The organism is Ruminococcus sp. Marseille-P6503, from assembly GCF_900604945.1.
In the GTDB taxonomy this organism is placed as follows: Bacteria; Bacillota; Clostridia; order Oscillospirales; family Ruminococcaceae; genus FB2012.
The window spans coordinates 617,966-636,655 of sequence record NZ_UWPB01000001.1; the positions used below are offsets into that span (position 1 = coordinate 617,966).

Annotated in this window: 17 protein-coding genes; 13 read left to right on the forward strand and 4 right to left on the reverse strand. The window is 44.1% G+C overall.

Going from position 1 to position 18,690, the window contains the following annotated elements; translation table 11 throughout:
- Nucleotides 1–3 precede the first annotated feature (3 nt).
- A complete protein-coding gene (locus tag EIH25_RS02915) occupies nucleotides 4–540 on the reverse strand; it encodes an IS1 family transposase (protein ID WP_124098062.1) in 537 nt (178 codons plus the stop codon).
- Nucleotides 497–787: a helix-turn-helix domain-containing protein gene (locus EIH25_RS02920; RefSeq protein WP_124098061.1), complete on the reverse strand. Its 291-nt coding sequence runs from the start codon at nucleotides 785–787 to the stop codon at nucleotides 497–499. The genes EIH25_RS02915 and EIH25_RS02920 overlap by 44 nt, the downstream gene beginning before the upstream one ends.
- 456 nt (nucleotides 788–1,243) lie before the next feature.
- Between EIH25_RS02920 and mgtE the strand changes: the two genes are divergently transcribed.
- Nucleotides 1,244–2,623, forward strand: a complete 1,380-nt coding sequence (gene mgtE / locus EIH25_RS02925) for a magnesium transporter (RefSeq protein ID WP_124098437.1) — start codon at nucleotides 1,244–1,246, stop codon at nucleotides 2,621–2,623.
- A 108-nt stretch (nucleotides 2,624–2,731) separates the two neighbouring features.
- On the opposite strand, the gene EIH25_RS02930 is transcribed toward mgtE, so the two are convergent.
- Nucleotides 2,732–4,135 carry a serine hydrolase gene (locus EIH25_RS02930; RefSeq protein WP_124098439.1) on the reverse strand — a complete coding sequence of 468 codons (1,404 nt, stop codon included), beginning with the start codon at nucleotides 4,133–4,135 and terminating at the stop codon, nucleotides 2,732–2,734.
- A gap of 101 nt (nucleotides 4,136–4,236) precedes the next feature.
- Complete coding sequence (locus EIH25_RS02935) at nucleotides 4,237–4,971, reverse strand: hypothetical protein (protein ID WP_124098440.1); 735 nt, start codon at nucleotides 4,969–4,971, stop codon at nucleotides 4,237–4,239.
- 325 nt (nucleotides 4,972–5,296) lie between these two features.
- On the opposite strand from EIH25_RS02935, the gene EIH25_RS02940 reads away from it, so the two are divergent.
- The 12 genes from EIH25_RS02940 (at nucleotide 5,297) to rsmB (ending at nucleotide 18,677) form a co-directional block, all read left to right on the forward strand.
- Nucleotides 5,297–6,289: a metallophosphoesterase gene (locus EIH25_RS02940; RefSeq protein WP_124098441.1), complete on the forward strand. Its 993-nt coding sequence runs from the start codon at nucleotides 5,297–5,299 to the stop codon at nucleotides 6,287–6,289.
- 469 nt (nucleotides 6,290–6,758) lie between these two features.
- Complete coding sequence (gene glmS, locus EIH25_RS02945) at nucleotides 6,759–8,582, forward strand: glutamine--fructose-6-phosphate transaminase (isomerizing) (protein WP_124098442.1); 1,824 nt, start codon at nucleotides 6,759–6,761, stop codon at nucleotides 8,580–8,582.
- 123 nt (nucleotides 8,583–8,705) lie between these two features.
- Nucleotides 8,706–10,400 (forward strand): GGDEF domain-containing protein, encoded by a 1,695-nt coding sequence (locus tag EIH25_RS02950; RefSeq protein WP_124098443.1) that lies wholly within the window; start codon nucleotides 8,706–8,708, stop codon nucleotides 10,398–10,400.
- 55 nt (nucleotides 10,401–10,455) lie between these two features.
- Nucleotides 10,456–11,115 carry an HAD-IA family hydrolase gene (locus tag EIH25_RS02955; RefSeq protein WP_124098445.1) on the forward strand — a complete coding sequence of 220 codons (660 nt, stop codon included), beginning with the start codon at nucleotides 10,456–10,458 and terminating at the stop codon, nucleotides 11,113–11,115.
- Between the two features lie 135 nt (nucleotides 11,116–11,250).
- Nucleotides 11,251–12,129: a YicC/YloC family endoribonuclease gene (locus EIH25_RS02960; protein WP_124098447.1), complete on the forward strand. Its 879-nt coding sequence runs from the start codon at nucleotides 11,251–11,253 to the stop codon at nucleotides 12,127–12,129.
- A 14-nt stretch (nucleotides 12,130–12,143) separates the two neighbouring features.
- Nucleotides 12,144–12,398, forward strand: coding sequence for a DUF370 domain-containing protein (locus EIH25_RS02965; protein WP_124098449.1), 255 nt, complete (start codon nucleotides 12,144–12,146; stop codon nucleotides 12,396–12,398).
- Nucleotides 12,391–13,026, forward strand: coding sequence for a guanylate kinase (gmk, locus tag EIH25_RS02970; RefSeq protein ID WP_124098450.1), 636 nt, complete (start codon nucleotides 12,391–12,393; stop codon nucleotides 13,024–13,026). Before EIH25_RS02965 ends, gmk begins: the two co-directional genes overlap by 8 nt.
- Nucleotides 13,019–13,225 carry a DNA-directed RNA polymerase subunit omega gene (rpoZ, locus tag EIH25_RS02975; RefSeq protein WP_124098451.1) on the forward strand — a complete coding sequence of 69 codons (207 nt, stop codon included), beginning with the start codon at nucleotides 13,019–13,021 and terminating at the stop codon, nucleotides 13,223–13,225. The genes gmk and rpoZ overlap by 8 nt, the downstream gene beginning before the upstream one ends.
- A gap of 25 nt (nucleotides 13,226–13,250) precedes the next feature.
- The gene (gene priA, locus EIH25_RS02980; RefSeq protein ID WP_124098452.1) at nucleotides 13,251–15,725 is read left to right on the forward strand and encodes a primosomal protein N'; all 2,475 of its coding nucleotides are present in this window, start codon (nucleotides 13,251–13,253) and stop codon (nucleotides 15,723–15,725) included.
- 17 nt (nucleotides 15,726–15,742) lie between these two features.
- A complete protein-coding gene (gene def, locus EIH25_RS02985; RefSeq protein WP_124098454.1) occupies nucleotides 15,743–16,207 on the forward strand; it encodes a peptide deformylase in 465 nt (154 codons plus the stop codon).
- 27 nt (nucleotides 16,208–16,234) lie between these two features.
- Nucleotides 16,235–17,167, forward strand: a complete 933-nt coding sequence (gene fmt, locus EIH25_RS02990; protein ID WP_124098455.1) for a methionyl-tRNA formyltransferase — start codon at nucleotides 16,235–16,237, stop codon at nucleotides 17,165–17,167.
- A 193-nt stretch (nucleotides 17,168–17,360) separates the two neighbouring features.
- Nucleotides 17,361–18,677, forward strand: a complete 1,317-nt coding sequence (gene rsmB, locus EIH25_RS02995; protein WP_124098457.1) for a 16S rRNA (cytosine(967)-C(5))-methyltransferase RsmB — start codon at nucleotides 17,361–17,363, stop codon at nucleotides 18,675–18,677.
- Nucleotides 18,678–18,690 lie beyond the last annotated feature (13 nt).

Genomic DNA, 18,690 nt, shown 5'->3' on the forward strand with positions numbered 1-18,690 from the left:
AGATTATAAAAAATCAAGAACAGAAAAGGGTAATTCACGAGAATTTGAGGTACGGCTTTTGCGATAATTCATTTTAGCGATGCCAAATTCATTATACGCTTGGACAAATAGCTCTAAAACAGCTTTTAGCGTATCAAGCTTTCGTGGAAAACATCGGCTGCGTCGCCTCAAAAGAGGTATATAATGCCTCAAATCAGCATTTATTCCCTCAACGGTAAAGGTGTTGCTTTTGTCGTAAATATTACGAATATGCTTACCTGGATATACAATATCAACATAACCCCAATAGCCGTCTGTACAGTAACATTCGGCTTCAGGACCGCTGTCAACCACCCTTTGTATACGCTCCGGTGATTTATCAAAAGCAACATCAAATCCAACGATTTGTCTTGGCAATCTGCTTACCATTGTCATTACATAAGTGTTTTCACGTGTTTCTGTTTTGGGCTTTTGTCCAATAAACCAATACAACTCATCTAATTCTAAAAAATGGAAGTTACTGTGAGCTTGAACTGTTTTTTTTAATCCAATTGTAGACATTCGCCTTGCTGAAACCAAACACCTTGCCGACTCCTCGTCCGCTGGCTCCTGCGTAGAATGTTTTGATTGCCTGTTGGCGAATTTCTTCGGGATATTCTCGTGTTTTCGGGTTGAGAGTGTAGTATTTTTTGCAATCATTGCAAAAGCACTTCTGTGTTCCCGAACGATTTTTCCCTGCGTTCACCTGATTTTTTGATTTACCGCAGATAGGACATTTTCTACCTGCTACTTCTTTTGCTTTTCTCATTCCTTCATTATATCATATTCTGCTCTATTTGTCCACACCCAGGCTGTACGGTACAAAATAAATAAAAACGGTAAAAAACAACCGAGCTTACCGACGGGAACAGGCTTTATGTTTTTAAATAATTTACAAAAATTATAACCTGAATTACTCGCAATCTTTACTTTAATTCTCTTGACAAATTACATTAAAAGTAGTATCATTATTAATGCGGTTTTACGCTTATTTATTTATCAAGGAGATGAGATGCAAGTGGACGATGCCAGTCAGAACAAGATTGCCCCCCGAATACGGCGGCGTTTGCCCGCTTGTATTTTTATTCAGCTTTAGGCTTTATAAAAGGGTAATCTGTGTTTGGACGTTGAAGCTATGCGCATTGCGGCTGTACGATAATTTGTACAGTTGTTTCAGTGCGCTGATTTTGCGTTCTTTTTTTTGCGCAAAAAGGGGGTTATAAAAATGTACAACACAATTATCAGACTGCTTGAAAAGAGAAATTTCAAGGTGCTTAAGGAAATATTCCTTAATATGAACGAGGCGGATATAGCCGATATTTTTCAGAATTTTCACGACGATTCCGACGTTGACAAAAAGGATCTGCCGCTGCTGTTCAGACTGTTGCCGAAGGATGTTGCGGCGGACGTTTTCTCTTATATGGACAGCGATATGCAGATGATGCTTATCAATTCCTTTACCGATAAAGAGCTGGCGGAGGTTATCGACGATCTTTTTATTGACGATACCGTTGACCTTATTGAGGAAATGCCCGCGAACGTTGTGTCGCGTATACTGAAAAATACCGACAATGAAACCAGAAAGCAGATAAATCAGATACTCCAGTATCCCAAGGACAGCGCCGGTTCAATAATGACCACCGAGTATATCTATCTGAAAAAGGATATGACTGTAAGCGAGGCTTTGCAGAAGATCCGCCAGATAGGAATGGTAAAGGAAACGGTATATACGCTTTATGTTACCGAGAACCGGCGGCTTATCGGCGTTTTGTCAGTTCTGGATATTCTTACGGCAGATGACGACGACCTGATTGAAGAAATTATGGATACAAACGTTATTACCGTAGACACCCTTGAGGATAAAGAGCTTGTTGCGGCTCAGTTTGCGAAATATGACTTTCTCGCGCTTCCTGTTGTCGATCAGGAGTTCAGGATAGTCGGTATCGTAACGTTCGACGACGCTATGGACGTAATCCAGGAAGAGAACACCGAGGACTTCTCCCGTATGGCGGCTATGTCGCCCAGCGACGATTCTTATTTCAAAACTCCGGTAATAATTCACGCTAAAAATAGAATAATGTGGCTGCTGATACTGATGCTTTCCGCAACGATCACAGGTTCTATTATCACAAGGTATGAAGCGGCGTTCGCTGCCGTTCCGCTGCTTGTGTCATTTATTCCCATGCTTACGGGTACAGGAGGAAACTGCGGCTCCCAGACCTCTACAATGATAATCAGAGGAATGTCGCTCGGAGAAATACGCCTGAAGGACTTTTTCAAGGTAGTTTTCAAGGAATTCAGGATAGCCCTTATAGTAAGCGTTATCCTGGCTGTCGTAAACGGGATCAGAATATATGTAACCTATACCTATTTCTATACCGATACGAATGCCGACCCACTGAAGCTGGCGGTAACGGTAAGTCTGGCTATAATCTCAACGGTCATAATGTCGAAGCTTATAGGCTGTATGCTTCCTATGGCGGCAAAAAAGCTGAAGCTTGATCCGGCTATTATGGCGGCTCCGCTGATAACCACGATTGTGGATACCTGTACGACACTGGTTTTCTTCAACATTTCAATGGCGATTTTTGATATTCATATGTGAGTAAATCTTTATTTACCGACAATAAAAACTGCGTTCTTTAAGTTATAAGAACGCAGTTTTTTGCATCAGCAAGCAATTACGGCATATAAGCTTATTTTAAGGTTGCCGTCATTTTTTCATGTATTTGAACTGTATATATATGACATATCCGATAGTGTAAACCACAAAAAGCATGACAACGGCATATACCGCATACCTGAATTCCGTGGACCTGGGAAAGGCTTTGGCTATCTCCAGCTTTTCTGAAACGGCGGCACGCTCGACCTTTGACGTAGCGACAAGATCAATAGAAGCGATTTCTTCCCCTTTATACACCAGCTTCATTTCTCCCAGCACATCTCCCGGTTCTATCGGAGCCACAATATTTTTCTTTACGCTTATCTGCTGCTCGATTTCGTCAGTGGAAACGCTTTTCGGCCAAAGCTGAGTATATCCCTCGGCAGGCTTAAGATTTACATAATCGGCATTATCTCCGAATTCAACGGCGGCCTCAGTGACCTCGCTGTTCGGATTGATAAAATCCGTTGACACCAAATAATCAAAAGCCCAGTCATACAGCGCGGCGTGATCCAGCATATTGTAATAAATGACATCGTTGGCGTAAAAGGATTCAGGATCATTTTCGCCTTTTTTTACGTCTTCCTCAAGCTTTTCCATAGGGGCGCCCATTGTAACGGTAAGGTAATTATATCCGTCATAGCTTGCATATGAGGCAAGGCAGCGCCCTGCGGCGTCAAGAGATCCGGTCTTGATCCCCTTGACGTATGAGTAGTAATAGTCCGACGTGGACGAAAGCATATAATTGGTATTTACTATCGTAGAGCCTACCGAATGATATTCGGTGGATTCCATCTGATAGCTGGGCATTGCCACGATCTCCTTGAATACATCGTATTTGTCAAGCAGATATTTGCAAAGCACGGCTATGTCGCTGCAGCTTGAATAATTCTGAGATACGAAAAGACCGTGGGCGTTTGAAAAATGCGTGTGTTCAAGTCCGAGCTTTTCGGCTTTTTCATTCATCATATCGCAGAATCCGCTGATTGAGCCGCCGAGGTTTATCGCAATTATATTTGCCGCCTCGCAGGAGGAGGGTATCATAAGCGCCGCAAGCAGATCGTAGTAATTGACCTTTTCATTAGGCTGAATATCCGCGGTAGACGCGCCTGTGCCGTAAAGCTCGTCGAAGGCTTCGCTGCCGGCGGAAACGTACTTTTCTTTCATTTTCTTTTCGCTGCCCTTGAACTCGTCAAGCAGCACGGCGGCAGTCATTATCTTCGTAAGCGAAGCCGGAGCACGCTCCTCATCGCCGTTTATATCCACGATAACGTCGCCGGTGTCAAGGTTTATCATATACACAGATTCAGAGTAAAGCGACAGCGGAACAGGCTCTCCCTTTTCGTCAACGCCGGAAGAAGGAGTAAAATTAAGGGCTGAAGCTGTCAGAGGCGAAATAATGCTTACCGTCAGAACCAAGGTCAGCACAGCGCAGATTACTTTTTTATACTTCATTATATCAAAATCCTTTCGGAACAGCGGTTATAATAATATATTATTATAACTCAACTGACGTATGCTTGTAAAGCGTTCAAATGTAAATTTTGAAGGAGCCGCTATTTACGGCGGTATATTATGTTGTTTCCTCGTTTACCGCAGCGGTCCGCTGTTTCCAGAAACGAAAGTATATTTAGCGTAGTCTGCGCAAGCGTTCTGCTTATTCCGGCGTGCGCGGCAAGATCCTGAGAGGTAAACTCTTCAGGCAGCGTTTCCGGGAGAAAGACATTATAATCATATGGAGTGCGGATATAAATCTCATCGGTAATTCTCAGCGGTATTCGGTCGCACCTTGACGAGCCCTTTTTTCTGTCGCGCGACCAGCCGTTAAGGTATCTTATTTCCTCCACCTCAAGCATACAAAGGCAAAGATTCATGCGCGGATTGTCCAGTGTATATTTTATTCGGTACAGCTCCGGCATGACGTCGTAAATCGTGCCCTTTCTGGGGGATTTGCGTCTGCCTGCGATCTCTCCTGTCAGCGGGTCCATCCACGACAGATATTTTACAGCAGGTATAGGGTAGACGACCGTAACGCTGCAAAATTCAAGGAAATGTTCCAGCTTTCTGGTAAGCTTTGAAAAATTTCCGGTCTGTATCTCCGTTATCCCGTTTTCTCCGACGATGTCGGCTACAAATCCGCCTACCCGTATCTCATGATTTTCCTGATGAGGCTCGTAGTAATTTTTCAGAACCGCGTGAAGAGTTTTTTCTCCCAGCGTTCCTATGCCGTTTTTCTGCCTTTCAGAATTTATGATTTTATTCCTTGCCGCTTCAAATTCCGAGCAGTTCAAAAAAACGCCTCCTATGATAATATAAATAAATTATAACAGACGTCCTGCATAAAGTCAATCGCTCCGCCGCGTACATAAAATATTCAGCTTGAATCGGTTGAATTAAGCTTCGTCTGATGATATAATTATTAAGTTAAGGCCTTGCTGCTCGAAAATTTGTCTGGATTGCCTTAACGCTGATCTTATTTAACGGGGTGTTTGCGTGTTTCTGATTATTTTCGCAGCTGTCATTGCGCTGATAGTATACGCATTGATACGTTACCGCGAATTGTGGAAAAAAACTAAAATCCCAACGGCGGTATACTGGATATTGCAGCTTCTGCTTATGGCAAATCTACTTTTCTGCATGATGGGGAATTACGGTAAGATAAAATATCCTTTTCCCGCGCTGCCTATGCTTTTTACGGCTGCGGCAACATTTGTAATTCTCGGATACTCCGCTTTTTTATTTCTCGCGCGTGATACAGTCGTGCTTGTATTGAAGCTGATAAAACGCTCGGACAGCAGCTTCTTCAGAGCGCTGAGTAGTTGGAAAACTTCATTAAGAATTTTCGCGGCGACGTTTATTCTCTCCGTAATAGGCTATATCAATATGGGTATTTTAAGAGTAAACGAATATTCCGTCAATATTGCCAAGCCTTCGGTAAACGAAAAGCTTGAAATTGTATTTTTAGCCGACGCTCATATCGGCACCGGAGCCGACAGGAACGGTTTGAATGAAATTACTGAAAAAATCAATGAAATGGCTCCTGACGCGGTCTTTCTTGTAGGTGATTTTTTTGACGAGAACACCTCTGAGGAGAACCGTCGGTATATGACAGAGGCGTTTTCGCAGATCGAAGCCAGATACGGAGTTTACTTTGCCTACGGAAACCATGAGGGCTATATCGGCGAAGATATCAGCGGTTATTTTGAAAGCGCCGGCATTACCGTCCTTGATGATAAAGCGGTAACTATAGCTGAGGATATAACCGTTATCGGAAGAAAGGATCTGTCGGCAGGAGCGCGGGATATCGAAAGCCTGATTTCCGAATATTCCGTTGATACTGAAAAACCGGTTATTGTGCTTAATCATCAGCCCAGAGGGCTTGAAGATATTTCTGAATCAGGAGCCGATCTGACGCTGTGCGGTCATACGCACGGCGAGCAGTTTCCGCTGACAAAGCCTTTTGTCGCTATGGCAAACGATATGGTTTACGGAACGAAGGAATACGGAAATATGACTGCGGTAACCACCTCCGGAGCGGGCGGCTGGGGAGTGCATTTTAAATTTCCGGCGGACAGCGAGCTTGTGAAAATTACTTTAAGCTTTGAATAGAACCGGCGCTTTTAGTTTTATTTTAAACCGGGTTTTGTTTTCTCCGTATAAGCTCGTCAACCGTATCGGACAGCATGGTTTTTATGTATGACCGTCAGTTATCGCATAATCGGATCGTCTTGCTTACACCGTGTTTGAGCGTATTTCATCAGGGATTGACGAAGCTTTATATCTTGTGGTATACTGTTTATGCTTATGAAACTCAGGCGTCTTTCTTATGCTCCTGAATTTTGTGCGGCGGCTTTATTTTAACAGATTTCGCAGGTCTTATTTTTCTCGATTTTGCCAATATCTGTCGTAACACTGCAAAACATTATAAAATTATAATACCCCTTGATTTCGCAGGCGTTTTATGATATTATTATTAATGATTATCAGCAGATATGAGATGGATTTGTATTCTTTTAAGTATAAATATCATAAAATAAAGTATTGACTGCGCTGTTCAGCGCTGAAAGGAGTTTTGACGATGTGCGGTATAGTTGGATATGTCGGAAAACAGGAATGTACAGAGGTATTGCTTGACGCTTTGAGCAAACTGGAATACAGAGGATATGATTCGGCGGGAATCGCCGTTTTTCAGGACGGAGAGATCAGGGTAAGCAAAACCAAGGGAAGAATTGCCGATCTGAAGGAAAAAATACTTAAAGAAGGCATGATTCACGGAGGTAGCTGCGGTATAGGTCATACCAGATGGGCGACTCACGGAGAGCCGTCGGATATTAATTCGCATCCTCACGGCAACGCCGAGATTTCTATTGTGCATAACGGTATTATTGAAAACTATCAGAAAATAAAAAGCTTTTTGGAGAAACACGGCTATGTTTTTGAAAGTCAGACGGATACCGAAACAGTCGCTAAGCTTTTGAATTATTACTATAACGGCGATCCTATGGAAACTATCCAAAAGGTGCTCGGCGATATAGAGGGTTCTTATGCTCTCGGTATTGTGTTCAAGGATTTTCCTGAATCGGTTTATGCTGTAAGAAAGGACTCTCCCCTTATCGTAGGTGTGGGAGAGGGTGAGGCTTTTATTGCTTCCGACGTTCCGGCGATCCTGAAATTTACAAGAAATTACTATTTGCTTGATACTGATGAAATAGCTGTTCTCAGCGGCGGCAGAGCTCAGATATTCGATAAATACGGTACACCTGTTGAAAAAGAGCTGATGGTTGCGGATTGGGATATGGAGGCTGCGGAAAAAGGCGGATATGAGCATTTTATGCTTAAAGAGATAAACGAGCAGCCTAACGCAATAAAGCAGACTGTTTCTCCGCGCATTAAGGACGGAATGCCTGATTTTGAGGAATGCGGCATGACCGCCGAAAAGCTGGCGTCTTATAACAATATATTCGTTGTTGCCTGCGGCACCGCAATGCACGCCGGGCTTGTGGGAAAATATGTTATAGAAAAGCTTGCCAGAGTACCGGTTACCGTTGATGTAGCTTCAGAGTTCAGGTACAGGGATCCGATTATAGGAAGCAACGATTTGGTAATAGTTGTTTCACAGTCGGGAGAAACGGCGGATACTCTTGAGGCGCTTAAGCTTTCAAAGCGTCTTGGGGCGGATACGCTTGCAATAGTCAACGTTGTCGGTTCTTCTATAGCCAGAGAAGCGGATATGGTCATCTATACTCATGCCGGTCCTGAGATATCAGTTGCTTCCACAAAGGCGTACAGCGTTCAGATATCTGTTTTTTACCTGCTTGCCTTTCTGCTTTCCTATGCAAGAAAAATGATTTCTGAGGACGAATGCAGAAGGCTTACTTCCGTGCTTGAAAGCGTCCCGAACATGATAGATATGATCTTAAAGCAGGAGAAATCCTGTCAGTATGTAGCTTCTCAGCTAATCAACTCTGAAAATCTGCTTTATATAGGCAGAGGGCTCGATTACGCGCTTTCAATGGAGGGCTCGCTGAAGCTTAAAGAGATTTCGTATATCCATTCAGAGTCCTACGCCGCCGGAGAGCTTAAGCACGGAACCATATCGCTGGTTACAGAAAGTATGCCGCTTATAGCCGTTGCTACTCAGCGGGATCTGTTTGACAAAACCGTAAGCAACGCCAAGGAGGTTAAAGCCAGAGGCGGAAAGGTTATTTTTGTAACGCATGATTATATCAATGTTGACGATGATGTGGCGGATTACAAGATCGGTCTGCCGACTGTCGACGACATATTGATGCCTATGCTTACGGTAGTCCCTCTGCAGCTTATTGCTTATTATACGTCGGTGCTCAGAGGAAACGATGTTGATAAGCCGAGAAATCTGGCAAAATCCGTAACGGTTGAATAAATTCTATTTCAAACGCCGTTTTCTCAGCATACCGGATTTTTTAAAAGCAGCGTTTAATAAGCTGACGGCGGCATCGGCAGATTAACTGTTCGTGCCGTATTCTCTACGAGAGGAGCTAACGTCTTGACGAAGTTGAAAAGCAAAGTTTCTATCAGCGGTAGAACGGCTGCATCGCTGATATTGTTTGCAGGACTTATGATTCTTATGTTTTTTGTTATTGCCGAATCTGATAAAAATACGGACGCTGAAAATGTAAGTGTTGATTTTCCTGACGTAAAAGAGCTCAGCGGCGGCTGGGTGGTTTCCGGCAGCGCTGCGGAAAGCATAAACGGCTATAGCTTTACTGGTAAAACAGCGGCTGCGAACATTGTTCCCGATGATGTTTCAGGCGCTCCGGTATTGTTTTTTGATTCCAGGGGATTTGCCTGCAAGGTTTATATTGATTCGAAGGAGATATATTCATACGGCGGCGGTCAGGATTTTGACAGATCTAAAATTCTTTCTGAGATAAACTGTTTTATTAAGCTTAACGAAGCAGATAAAGGTAAGCCGATGGTCATAGAGTTTGATTCTTATGACAGTGAGGGCGCTTTGCCGTCTGTTTATTACAGCAGCGAAAGCGGGATTCTTAAATACTTGTTCGCAAACGACGGCTTTACGATTTTGTTTTCGGCGCTGCTCCTTTTTATGTCGCTGTGTCTTATATTTATTTATATCGTTTTTATATTAAAGAAAATCGCACTGCAAAATAAGTGCTTGTTTTATCTCGGCGCTTTCATTTTGCTGGCAAACGTATGGATAATAACAAATACTCTGACTTTGCAGTTTATTGCCGAAAAGATAACCGTTATCACATTGATATCATATTATTCCTTTGCGCTGCTCCCTGTGCTGTTTCTGCTTTTTATCGGGGATTTCTGCACCTACGGAAAGAAACTGATTTCCTGGTTTTGCATGGCGGAGCTTGCAGTTCTTATCGGTCTGAGCGTAAGTTTTCTTGCAGGCGGACCTGACATAGCTGAAACTCTGCCTGTTGTTCACGGAATGTCTGCGCTGTCCGATATCGTCGCCGTTATCTGCATAGAAGTCAATATAAAAAAGAAAAAAGACAGAAGGACCTGCCGGCGGCTGCTTTATGCGACGTTTGTGCTGGCTGGATTTTCGGCAGTCCAGCTGCTATCGTATTATATAAAATCTGATTTTGCTGTAAATTCGCTTTGGTTTGAGGCAGGTCTTCTGATATTTATAATTATGCTGGCAAGGCTGTTCATGTACAAGGCTATAGATTTTCTTGAAATAAATGCTCAGAACAGTATTTATAAAAAGCTTCTGTATACCGATTCGCTTACTCAGCTGGGAAGCAGAGCAGGCTTTGACCAGTATATTGATATGCTTGGCAAAAAGCTGTGCTGCGGAGATAAGATCTCATTTCTCGTAATGGATCTTAATAATCTGAAGGAAACAAACGATGTGCTGGGACACATGAGCGGCGATAAGCTTATAAAGGATATGGCTGAATGTATCAAAACCGCTTTCGGCGCCGGTGTAAAATCGTTCAGAATAGGCGGAGATGAATTTGTTTCTGTGTTCGTAAACAGCGAAATGACTTCTCAAAATGCCAGACGCGAGCTTTTGTCGGTAATAGAAAGGTTTAACCTTGCGTATCATTCAAATATTTCAGTTTCAATAGGCTGCTGCGATTCCAAGATCAGGGGAAGCGTACCTAAAACGGATATTCTGAACGCTTTTAAGCAGGCTGACAATAATATGTATGCAGTTAAATCTGAAATGCACAGAATTACGGGAAAAACAAGATGATATTCAGGCAGCCTGTCAAAACGGTTGCCTGTTTTTGTGAAAGGATTGTTGTGTTATGGGTAAGTATGCCGCTTATGTTTTTGATTTTGATTTAACGCTTGCTGATTCCTCAAAAGGTATTTTGATCTGCTTCAAGCACACGCTGAACAAATTTGGGTATGAGATACCGGATGACGATACTATTTACCGAACGATAGGTCTGACTTTGGTAGACGCTTTCGACGTCCTTACAGGGATCGAGAATAACCCGCAGAGAGAAGAAATGCGCAGGGAATATGTCAGGATAGCCGATAAGGAAATGGTCAGAAATACGTTTTTTTACGACGACGCGATAGCTATACTTCAGGCGCTTCAGCACGCGGGTCTGAAGGTCGGTATAGTATCCACAAAATACAGATACAGGATAGAGGATACGTTCAGAAAACAGGCGGGAAGCTTTCCTGTTGATATAGTTATCGGAGGAGAGGACGTAAAGTCTGCAAAGCCTGACCCTTCCGGTCTTAATATGATGATAGAAAGGCTTGGAGAAAGCAAAGAAAACGTTCTGTACATAGGCGACAGCTATATTGACGCTCAGACGGCTGCTAATTCCGAAGTTGACTTTGCCGGAGTTACTACCGGTTCTACGACTGCGGAGGACTTTGAGAAATATCCTCATGTTTGTATCTGCAAAAGTCTTTCCGGAATTTTTGCCGAGATTAACAATTGTAAGTAAAATAAATATTAAATTTATATGAAAATTGCTTGCTATTTGTAATGTATAATGATATAATATAAGTTGAATATTTATGGGCTGATTTTGTTGTAGACAAGCTTAGATCTTGTAGGTATCAGCGGAAAGGAATTTTAAATGATTAAAAGCATGACCGGCTTCGGAAGAGAGAGGCGTATAATAAACGGCAGGGAGATAATTGTGGAGATCCGGTCGGTGAATCACAGATATTATGAGTTTACCGCCAGAACTCCCAGAGCTTACGGCTATCTTGACGAAAAGCTGAAAAGCTTTATGCATAACGCTGTTTCCAGGGGCAAGGTAGAGGTTTGCGTTTCTGTATATAATCAGGAGGGCGCAAGCGCGAATATTGAAATAAACCGCGAGATTGCCAAAGGCTATATAGGAGCGCTTAGAGGCTCGGCGCAGGAGCTTATGCTCAATGACGATCTGTCGCTTTCAAGTATTATGCGTCTGCCGGATATATTTACTGTAGTTAAGGTTACCGACGATGAGGAGGAAATCTGGAACAGCGTCAGGGAAACTGCTCAGTGCGCTTTGGAAAGATTTGTTGAAATGCGCAGCGCCGAGGGTGTGAAGATGTTTGAGGATATTGGATCGCGCCTTGACGTTATTGAAAGGCTGGTCGGCGAGGTAGAGGTACAGTCTCCGAAGGTTACCGAAGCATATAGAGAGAGGCTCTATTCAAAGCTCTGCGAGATCCTTTCTGATAAGAATATAGACGAGCACAGAATACTTACCGAAGCCGCAATATTTTCGGAGAAAACGGCTGTCGATGAGGAAACCGTAAGACTGCGCAGCCACATCGCGCAGTTTAGGGAGCTTATCGGCAGCAGCGAGCCTGTGGGCAGAAAGCTTGATTTTCTTGTTCAGGAGCTGAATCGGGAGGTAAATACCATCGGTTCAAAGGCTCAGGATCTTTCTATAACAAAAATAGTCGTTGAGCTGAAATCTGAAATAGAAAAAATCAGAGAACAGATTCAGAATATTGAATGACCGGGGGAGTTTAAATGCAGTTGATTAATATCGGTTTCGGCAATATGGTGTCGTCTGACAGGGTCGTGGCGATAGTCGCTCCCGAATCCGCGCCGATAAAGAGAATCATTCAGGAGGCCAGAGATAAGGGCACTCTTATAGACGCGACGTACGGTAGAAGGACTCGGGCGGTTATCGTTATGGACAGCGACCATGTGGTTTTGTCTGCCGTCGCTCCGGAAACGGTAGGCGCGAGATTTGAAGTTGACGAGGAGGACAGCGATGAATAAGGCAAGACTGTTTGTGGTTTCCGCTCCGTCCGGCTGCGGAAAGGGAACTATACTGGGCGAGGTTTTTAAAAACAGCGACGTTTTTTACTCGGTATCCTGTACTACACGCGACCCGAGAGAGGGAGAGGTTGACGGAGTTCACTATCATTTCATTGACGACGCTCAGTTTGAAAAGACGGCGGCTGAAAACGGTTTTCTCGAGTATGCCGGATTTGTAAAGCATTATTACGGAACGCCTGCCGAGCCGGTTATCAGAAACCTTTCGGAGGGAAGGGACGTTGTGCTTGAAATAGAAACCAACGGCGCTTTTCAGGTAAAAAAAGCAATGCCTGAGGCGGTGCTGATTTTTATTCTCCCGCCTTCCGTCGATGAGCTGAAACGCCGCCTGAACAAAAGAGGAACTGAAAGCGAGGCTGTAATAGCAGAGCGTGTGAAAGCCGCGGCTGACGAGATAGCAAAGGCTTATGATTATGATTACGCTATTATGAACGACGGACTGGAGGACGCTGTCAGAGATTTTGAAACGGTCATGAGAGCCGCTAAGAATGATTTGTCTGACGCCGATATGTTCAGAACCAGCAATAAAACCATAAAAAATATGATTAACGAGGTGCTTAAAAATGCTTAGACCGGCAGTAGTAGAGATTTTAAAAAACAATGAAAGCTATTATTCTCTTGTAATTGCAGTAGCAAAACGTGCAAGAGAAATTACCGACACAGCCTTTGAAAATAAGGAAATACTTGATGAGAAGCCTGTAAAAACCGCGGTGGAGCAGTTTAATTCAGGAGAATACAAGCTTATTGAGGATCCGAGTCTGAAGAGCTGATCATAATTATAGGGGGATAGTGTAAATGCGTGGTTTGTTTTTAGTGGCTAAGGTAGCGATAAGCCGTGCCGCTTACAGCTTTGACTGCGAATACAGCTACATTGTTCCCGACGAAATGAAGCCGGATATACAAAACGGCTCAAGAGTGATAGTTCCGTTCGGCAACGGTAACCGGCGCACTATAGGTTTTGTCACCAGAATGTATGAAACGCCGGAATTCAATGAAAAGCTTAAGCCTCTTTTGAAGCTTATAGATAAGGAATCTCTTGTTACCGACGAAATGCTCAGAATCATATTCTGGCTTAAGGAGAATACCTTCTGCACCTTTTTTGACGCCTATAAAACGGTGGTGCCGACAGGGTTCAGCTATAATTTCTCACAGCATTATTCCCTTGCCAACACCTGTATTCCGGACGATGAGCTTGACGAAAAGGAGCTTAACATAATTAATTTTATGAGATCTGCCGAAAGTCAGCGTGAGGTAGATAATTTTCTTGACTTTACCGCAAAGCCCAGACTGAAAAAAATAGTGACCGGTCTGATAGACAAGGGCTATATTCAGGAAGCGGATAAGCTTAAAAGGCGCGTTGGGGACGAAACGGTGACGATGGTTAGGCTTTCAGACGAATATCTCGCTTCTCTGGAGGCGGGAAATTCCGTTCCTCTGACGCAGAAGCAGAAGCTGGTGGTAAATCTGCTGGAGGATTGCTCAAGCGCTTCAGTGAAAGAGGTTTGTTATATGACTAACTGCACTTCGTCGCTTTTAAAGCGCATGGTGCAGAAAGAAATAATTGCCGAATATAAATATGAGGTAATGAGAAATGCTATCGGCGTGACCGGTGAATGTTCCGATCCGGAAAGCATTAAGCTGAACGAGGAACAGCAGAAGGCATATGAAGGAATTATGTCGCTTGTTGAAAGCGGTAAGCCTGCGGGCGCGTTGCTTTACGGAGTTACGGGAAGCGGAAAAACCGCCGTATTTTTCAGGCTGATAAGTTCGGCGCTTAGACGCGGAAAAACCGCGCTTATGCTTGTTCCGGAAATTTCGCTTACTCCTCAGATGCTAAGCAGCTTCAAGACTTATTTCGGCGGAAGCGTTGCGGTGCTTCATTCCTCGCTTTCGCTGGGACAGAGGACTGATGAGTTCAAGAGGATAAAGAACGGTGAAGCCAAGATAGTTATAGGCACCAGAAGCGCGGTTTTTGCGCCGTTAGCTGATATAGGAGTTATTATAATGGACGAGGAGGGGGAGCATACCTATAAATCGGAAACCTCTCCGAGATATCATGCCAGAGATGTAGCGATACAGAGGTGCGGCTTTCATAACGCTGTGCTTGTCATGGCTTCCGCTACGCCGTCGCTTGAAAGCTTTTATTACGCCAAAAACGGCAGATTTCATTTGTTTGAAATGCGAAAGAGATATAACGACGCGGTATTGCCCGAGGTCGAAATAGTAGATATGCAGCAGGAAGCCGAAGCGGGGAACGATTCCTTGTTCAGCCGCATACTGATGAATAAGATTGGTGAAAATCTTAAAAAAGGCGAACAGACGATACTGCTGCTTAACAGACGTGGGTTTAACACCTATGTGTCGTGCCTTGACTGCAAAAAGCCGCTTGCTTGTCCTAAATGCGGCATTCCGCTGACATATCACAAAAAGAATAATAAGCTGATGTGCCATTACTGCGGCTTTGCTATGGATAATGTAAGCGTGTGTCCGGAATGCGGTTCTGATCACCTGCATACGGGGGGCGTAGGAACTCAAAGAGTGGAGGATGAGCTTTTGAAGGCTTTTCCCGGCGTGCGGATACTGAGAATGGACGCGGATACGACCTATTCAAGGTATTCGTACGAGGAGGGCTTCAAGTCTTTTGAAAAGGGCGAATTTGACATAATGCTGGGAACTCAGATGATAGCCAAAGGTCTGAATTTCCCGAATGTGACGCTTGTCGGAGTTGTTTCGCTCGATAAAGCGCTTTTTACCGGTGATTTCAGAAGCTATGAAAGAACCTTTTCCTTGATCACTCAGGTGGCGGGGAGAAGCGGACGCGGAGAGAAGGCAGGCTTTGCATATCTTCAGACGTTTGTCCCGGATCATTATGTGCTTAATCTGGCGGCTCAGCAGAATTACGACGAATTCTATGAGCAGGAGATCGCTTTAAGACGGTCGCTTACCTATCCGCCGTTCTGCGATATATGCGTTATAGGGTTTTCTTCTCCTATGGAAAGCAAGGCTATAGAAGCTTCGGATTGGTTTGTGGCACGAATGAGCGGCTACATAAAAGAAAAAGGGATAAAAATACCTCTTCGGGCGCTTGGTCCTGCGCCCTGCACGCTTGAGAGAATAAACAATAAATTCAGATACAGACTCATTCTGAAATGCAAAAATTCAAAAGCGTTCAGAGATGTGATAAGCTATATGCTGACGGAATTTTATAAAAACAAAAGCTTTGTAAAGGTAAATATTTATGCCGACATTAACGGAGATATAGGTTTGTAAAGAAAGGAAATAGATTTATGGCGATCAGAAATATACTTAATAAGAGAGATGAAACTCTTCATAAAATGTGTAAGCCTGTAGAAAAATTTGACGAAAAGCTTTGGACATTGCTTGACGACATGGCGGAAACTCTGAAAAAGGCAGAAGGCGCAGGTCTTGCGGCGCCGCAGGTCGGTATTCTGAGGAGAGCTGTTGTTATCGACGCCGGCGAGGGGCTGTGCGAGCTTATAAATCCTCAGATACTTGAAGAATCTGAGGAAAAGCATAAGGTTATAGAGGGCTGTCTTTCTTGCCCCGGCGAATGGGGATATACAGTCAGACCTGTCAGAGTAAAATTCAGGGCACAGGACAGAAACGGCAATTGGTACGAGAAGGAAGTGTCCGATCTTTTCGCACAGGCGGTATGCCATGAAACAGAGCATCTGGACGGACATCTGTTCCTTGAAAAGGTAGTCGAATTTGTCGATGTAGATGAAAAATAAAAAAATCCGCATAAGCGAGGTATAACAGTGAATATAATTTTTATGGGAACTCCCGATTTCGCGGTTCCGGCTTTGAAAGCATTGTACGATTCCGGGCACAACGTGACTGCGGTTTTTTGCCAGCCGGACAAGCCTAAGGGAAGAGGCTATAAGCTTGCGCCGCCTCCGGTTAAGGTTGTTGCTCAGGAGCATGGCACGCCCGTATATCAGCCTTTAAGCTTTAAGAAAGACGGCGAAGAATATATCGGCATAATTTCAGGCTTAAAGCCGGATTGCATAGTGGTGGCGGCATACGGCAAAATACTTCCTAAGACGGTGCTTGAGATCCCAAGGTATGGCTGTGTAAACATTCATGGCTCCTTGCTTCCTAAATACAGGGGAGCGGCTCCGATCCAGCGGGCTGTGCTTGACGGAGAAAAGGAAACCGGCGTTACTACTATGCTTATGAACGAGGGTATTGACACGGGAGATATACTTTTGCAGGAGTCAACTTATATAGGAAAAAACGAAACGTCGGCGGAGCTTTTTGACAGACTGGCTGAAATGGGAGCGGGCCTTTTGCTCAGAACGCTTGAACAGCTTGAAAATAACGGAATCGTTCCGCGAAGGCAGGAGGAAAGCGAAGCCTCATATGCTCCCATGCTTTCAAAAGATATGTGTCCAATAGACTTCAGTCAGCCGGTAAAAAAGGTTCATAATCACATCTGCGGGCTTTCCGACTGGCCTTGCGCCGTTACTGCGCTGAACGGCAAAAGACTGAAAGTATACAAATCGGAGATAATATCGGAAACTCCCAGCGGAAAACAGCCGGGGGAGATCGTTGATCCGAAAATATTTTCAGTCGCCTGTTCAGACGGTGTTATCAGATTTACAGAAGTTCAGTCTGAAGGCTCCAAACGCATGAAAACTGAAGATTATCTCAGGGGAAAGCCTTTGAACGGAAAAGAAAAGCTGATGTAAACAACAAAGCAATTCGATTTTACAGACTATAATTTGACAAGGTTTGTAATTTGACAGTATGATGAAATTGCGGATATTTGAGGTTTGACGAATGATTGTTTCTAAAGGTTTATAGCTTTACGGTTGAATTTATGTCTAATTTTGTACCTTTACATCGGCTTTGGGTAATGATTTATGATAAACGGAGATTTAAATGGAAAATTCCAGAAAAACGGTGTTACGGCTGCTGACAAAGCTTGAAAGTAAATCATCGTATTCTAATATACTGCTTGATGACGCTTTAAAAAAATCAGAACTGAGCATACAGGATAAAAGGTTTGCAGCTGCTTTGTTTTACGGAGTGCTTGAACGCAGGCTTACCCTTGACAGACTGATAGAAAAATACTCCAGAAAGCCGGGAAACAGGCTGAGCGCTGAAGTAAGAAATATTCTGAGGATGGGCTTTTATCAGCTGCTTTACATGGATTCCGTTCCTGACAGCGCGGCTGTCGACGAAGCCGTCAAGCTTGCCAAGAACGGCAGAAATGCGGCGGTAAGCGGCTTTGTAAACGGTATGCTGAGGGAATTTATACGCGGCGGAAAAAAGCTTCCAAAAGGCAGAAGTGAAACGGAGAAGCTTTCGATAGAGTATTCATGTCCTGAGTGGTTGGTAAAAAAGTGGCTTGACGAGTACGGGCGAGAAGCGGCTATGGCGCTGCTTGAATCTTCCGTCGGACAGGCTCCGGTTACCGTAAGGGCAAATACGCTGAAAGGCTCCGTTGAGGATATTATATCTGTTTTGCAAGGCGACGGCTTTGACTGTGAGAGAATCGGGTATGCGGACGGCTGTATAAAAATCCGCGGCTGCGGTTCGGTGGAACGCAGTGAAGCTTATAAAAAAGGTCTTGTTCATGTTCAGGACCTGTCAAGTCAGATCTGCTGCGAGGCGTTGAACGCCCGCCGAGGAGAGGTTGTTCTCGATATGTGCTCCGCTCCGGGCGGAAAGGCCTTTACAGTTGCCCAGCTTATGGGCGACGAGGGCGAGATATATGCTTATGATCTTCACGAAAGCCGTGTCAGACTTATTAAAAGCGGCGCGGAGCGTCTTGGTATCAGTATCATTAGAGCCGCCGCGAACGATGCAAAGTTTTTTAACGGCAGTATTCCATATGCTGACAGAATTTTGTGCGACGTACCCTGTTCAGGGCTGGGGGTTATAAGGAGAAAGCCGGAGATCAAATATAAAAATCCCGACGATTTTGAAAGACTGCCTGATTTACAGTACAAAATTCTGGACATATCATCAGGATATCTGAAACCGGGCGGTACGGTTGTCTATTCCACCTGCACCTGTTCAAGGGCGGAAAACGATATGGTAATAGAGCGCTTTTTAAGCGAGCACAGCGATTTTGAGCCGTGCGCTCTCGGAATAAGAGCGGTCGGCTTGGAAAATGACTATAAAGTAACTATAACTCCTGAGAAGTTCGGCTCGGACGGGTTTTTTATTGCGAAGCTTAGAAAACTGAGGTGAGATTACGGTACGG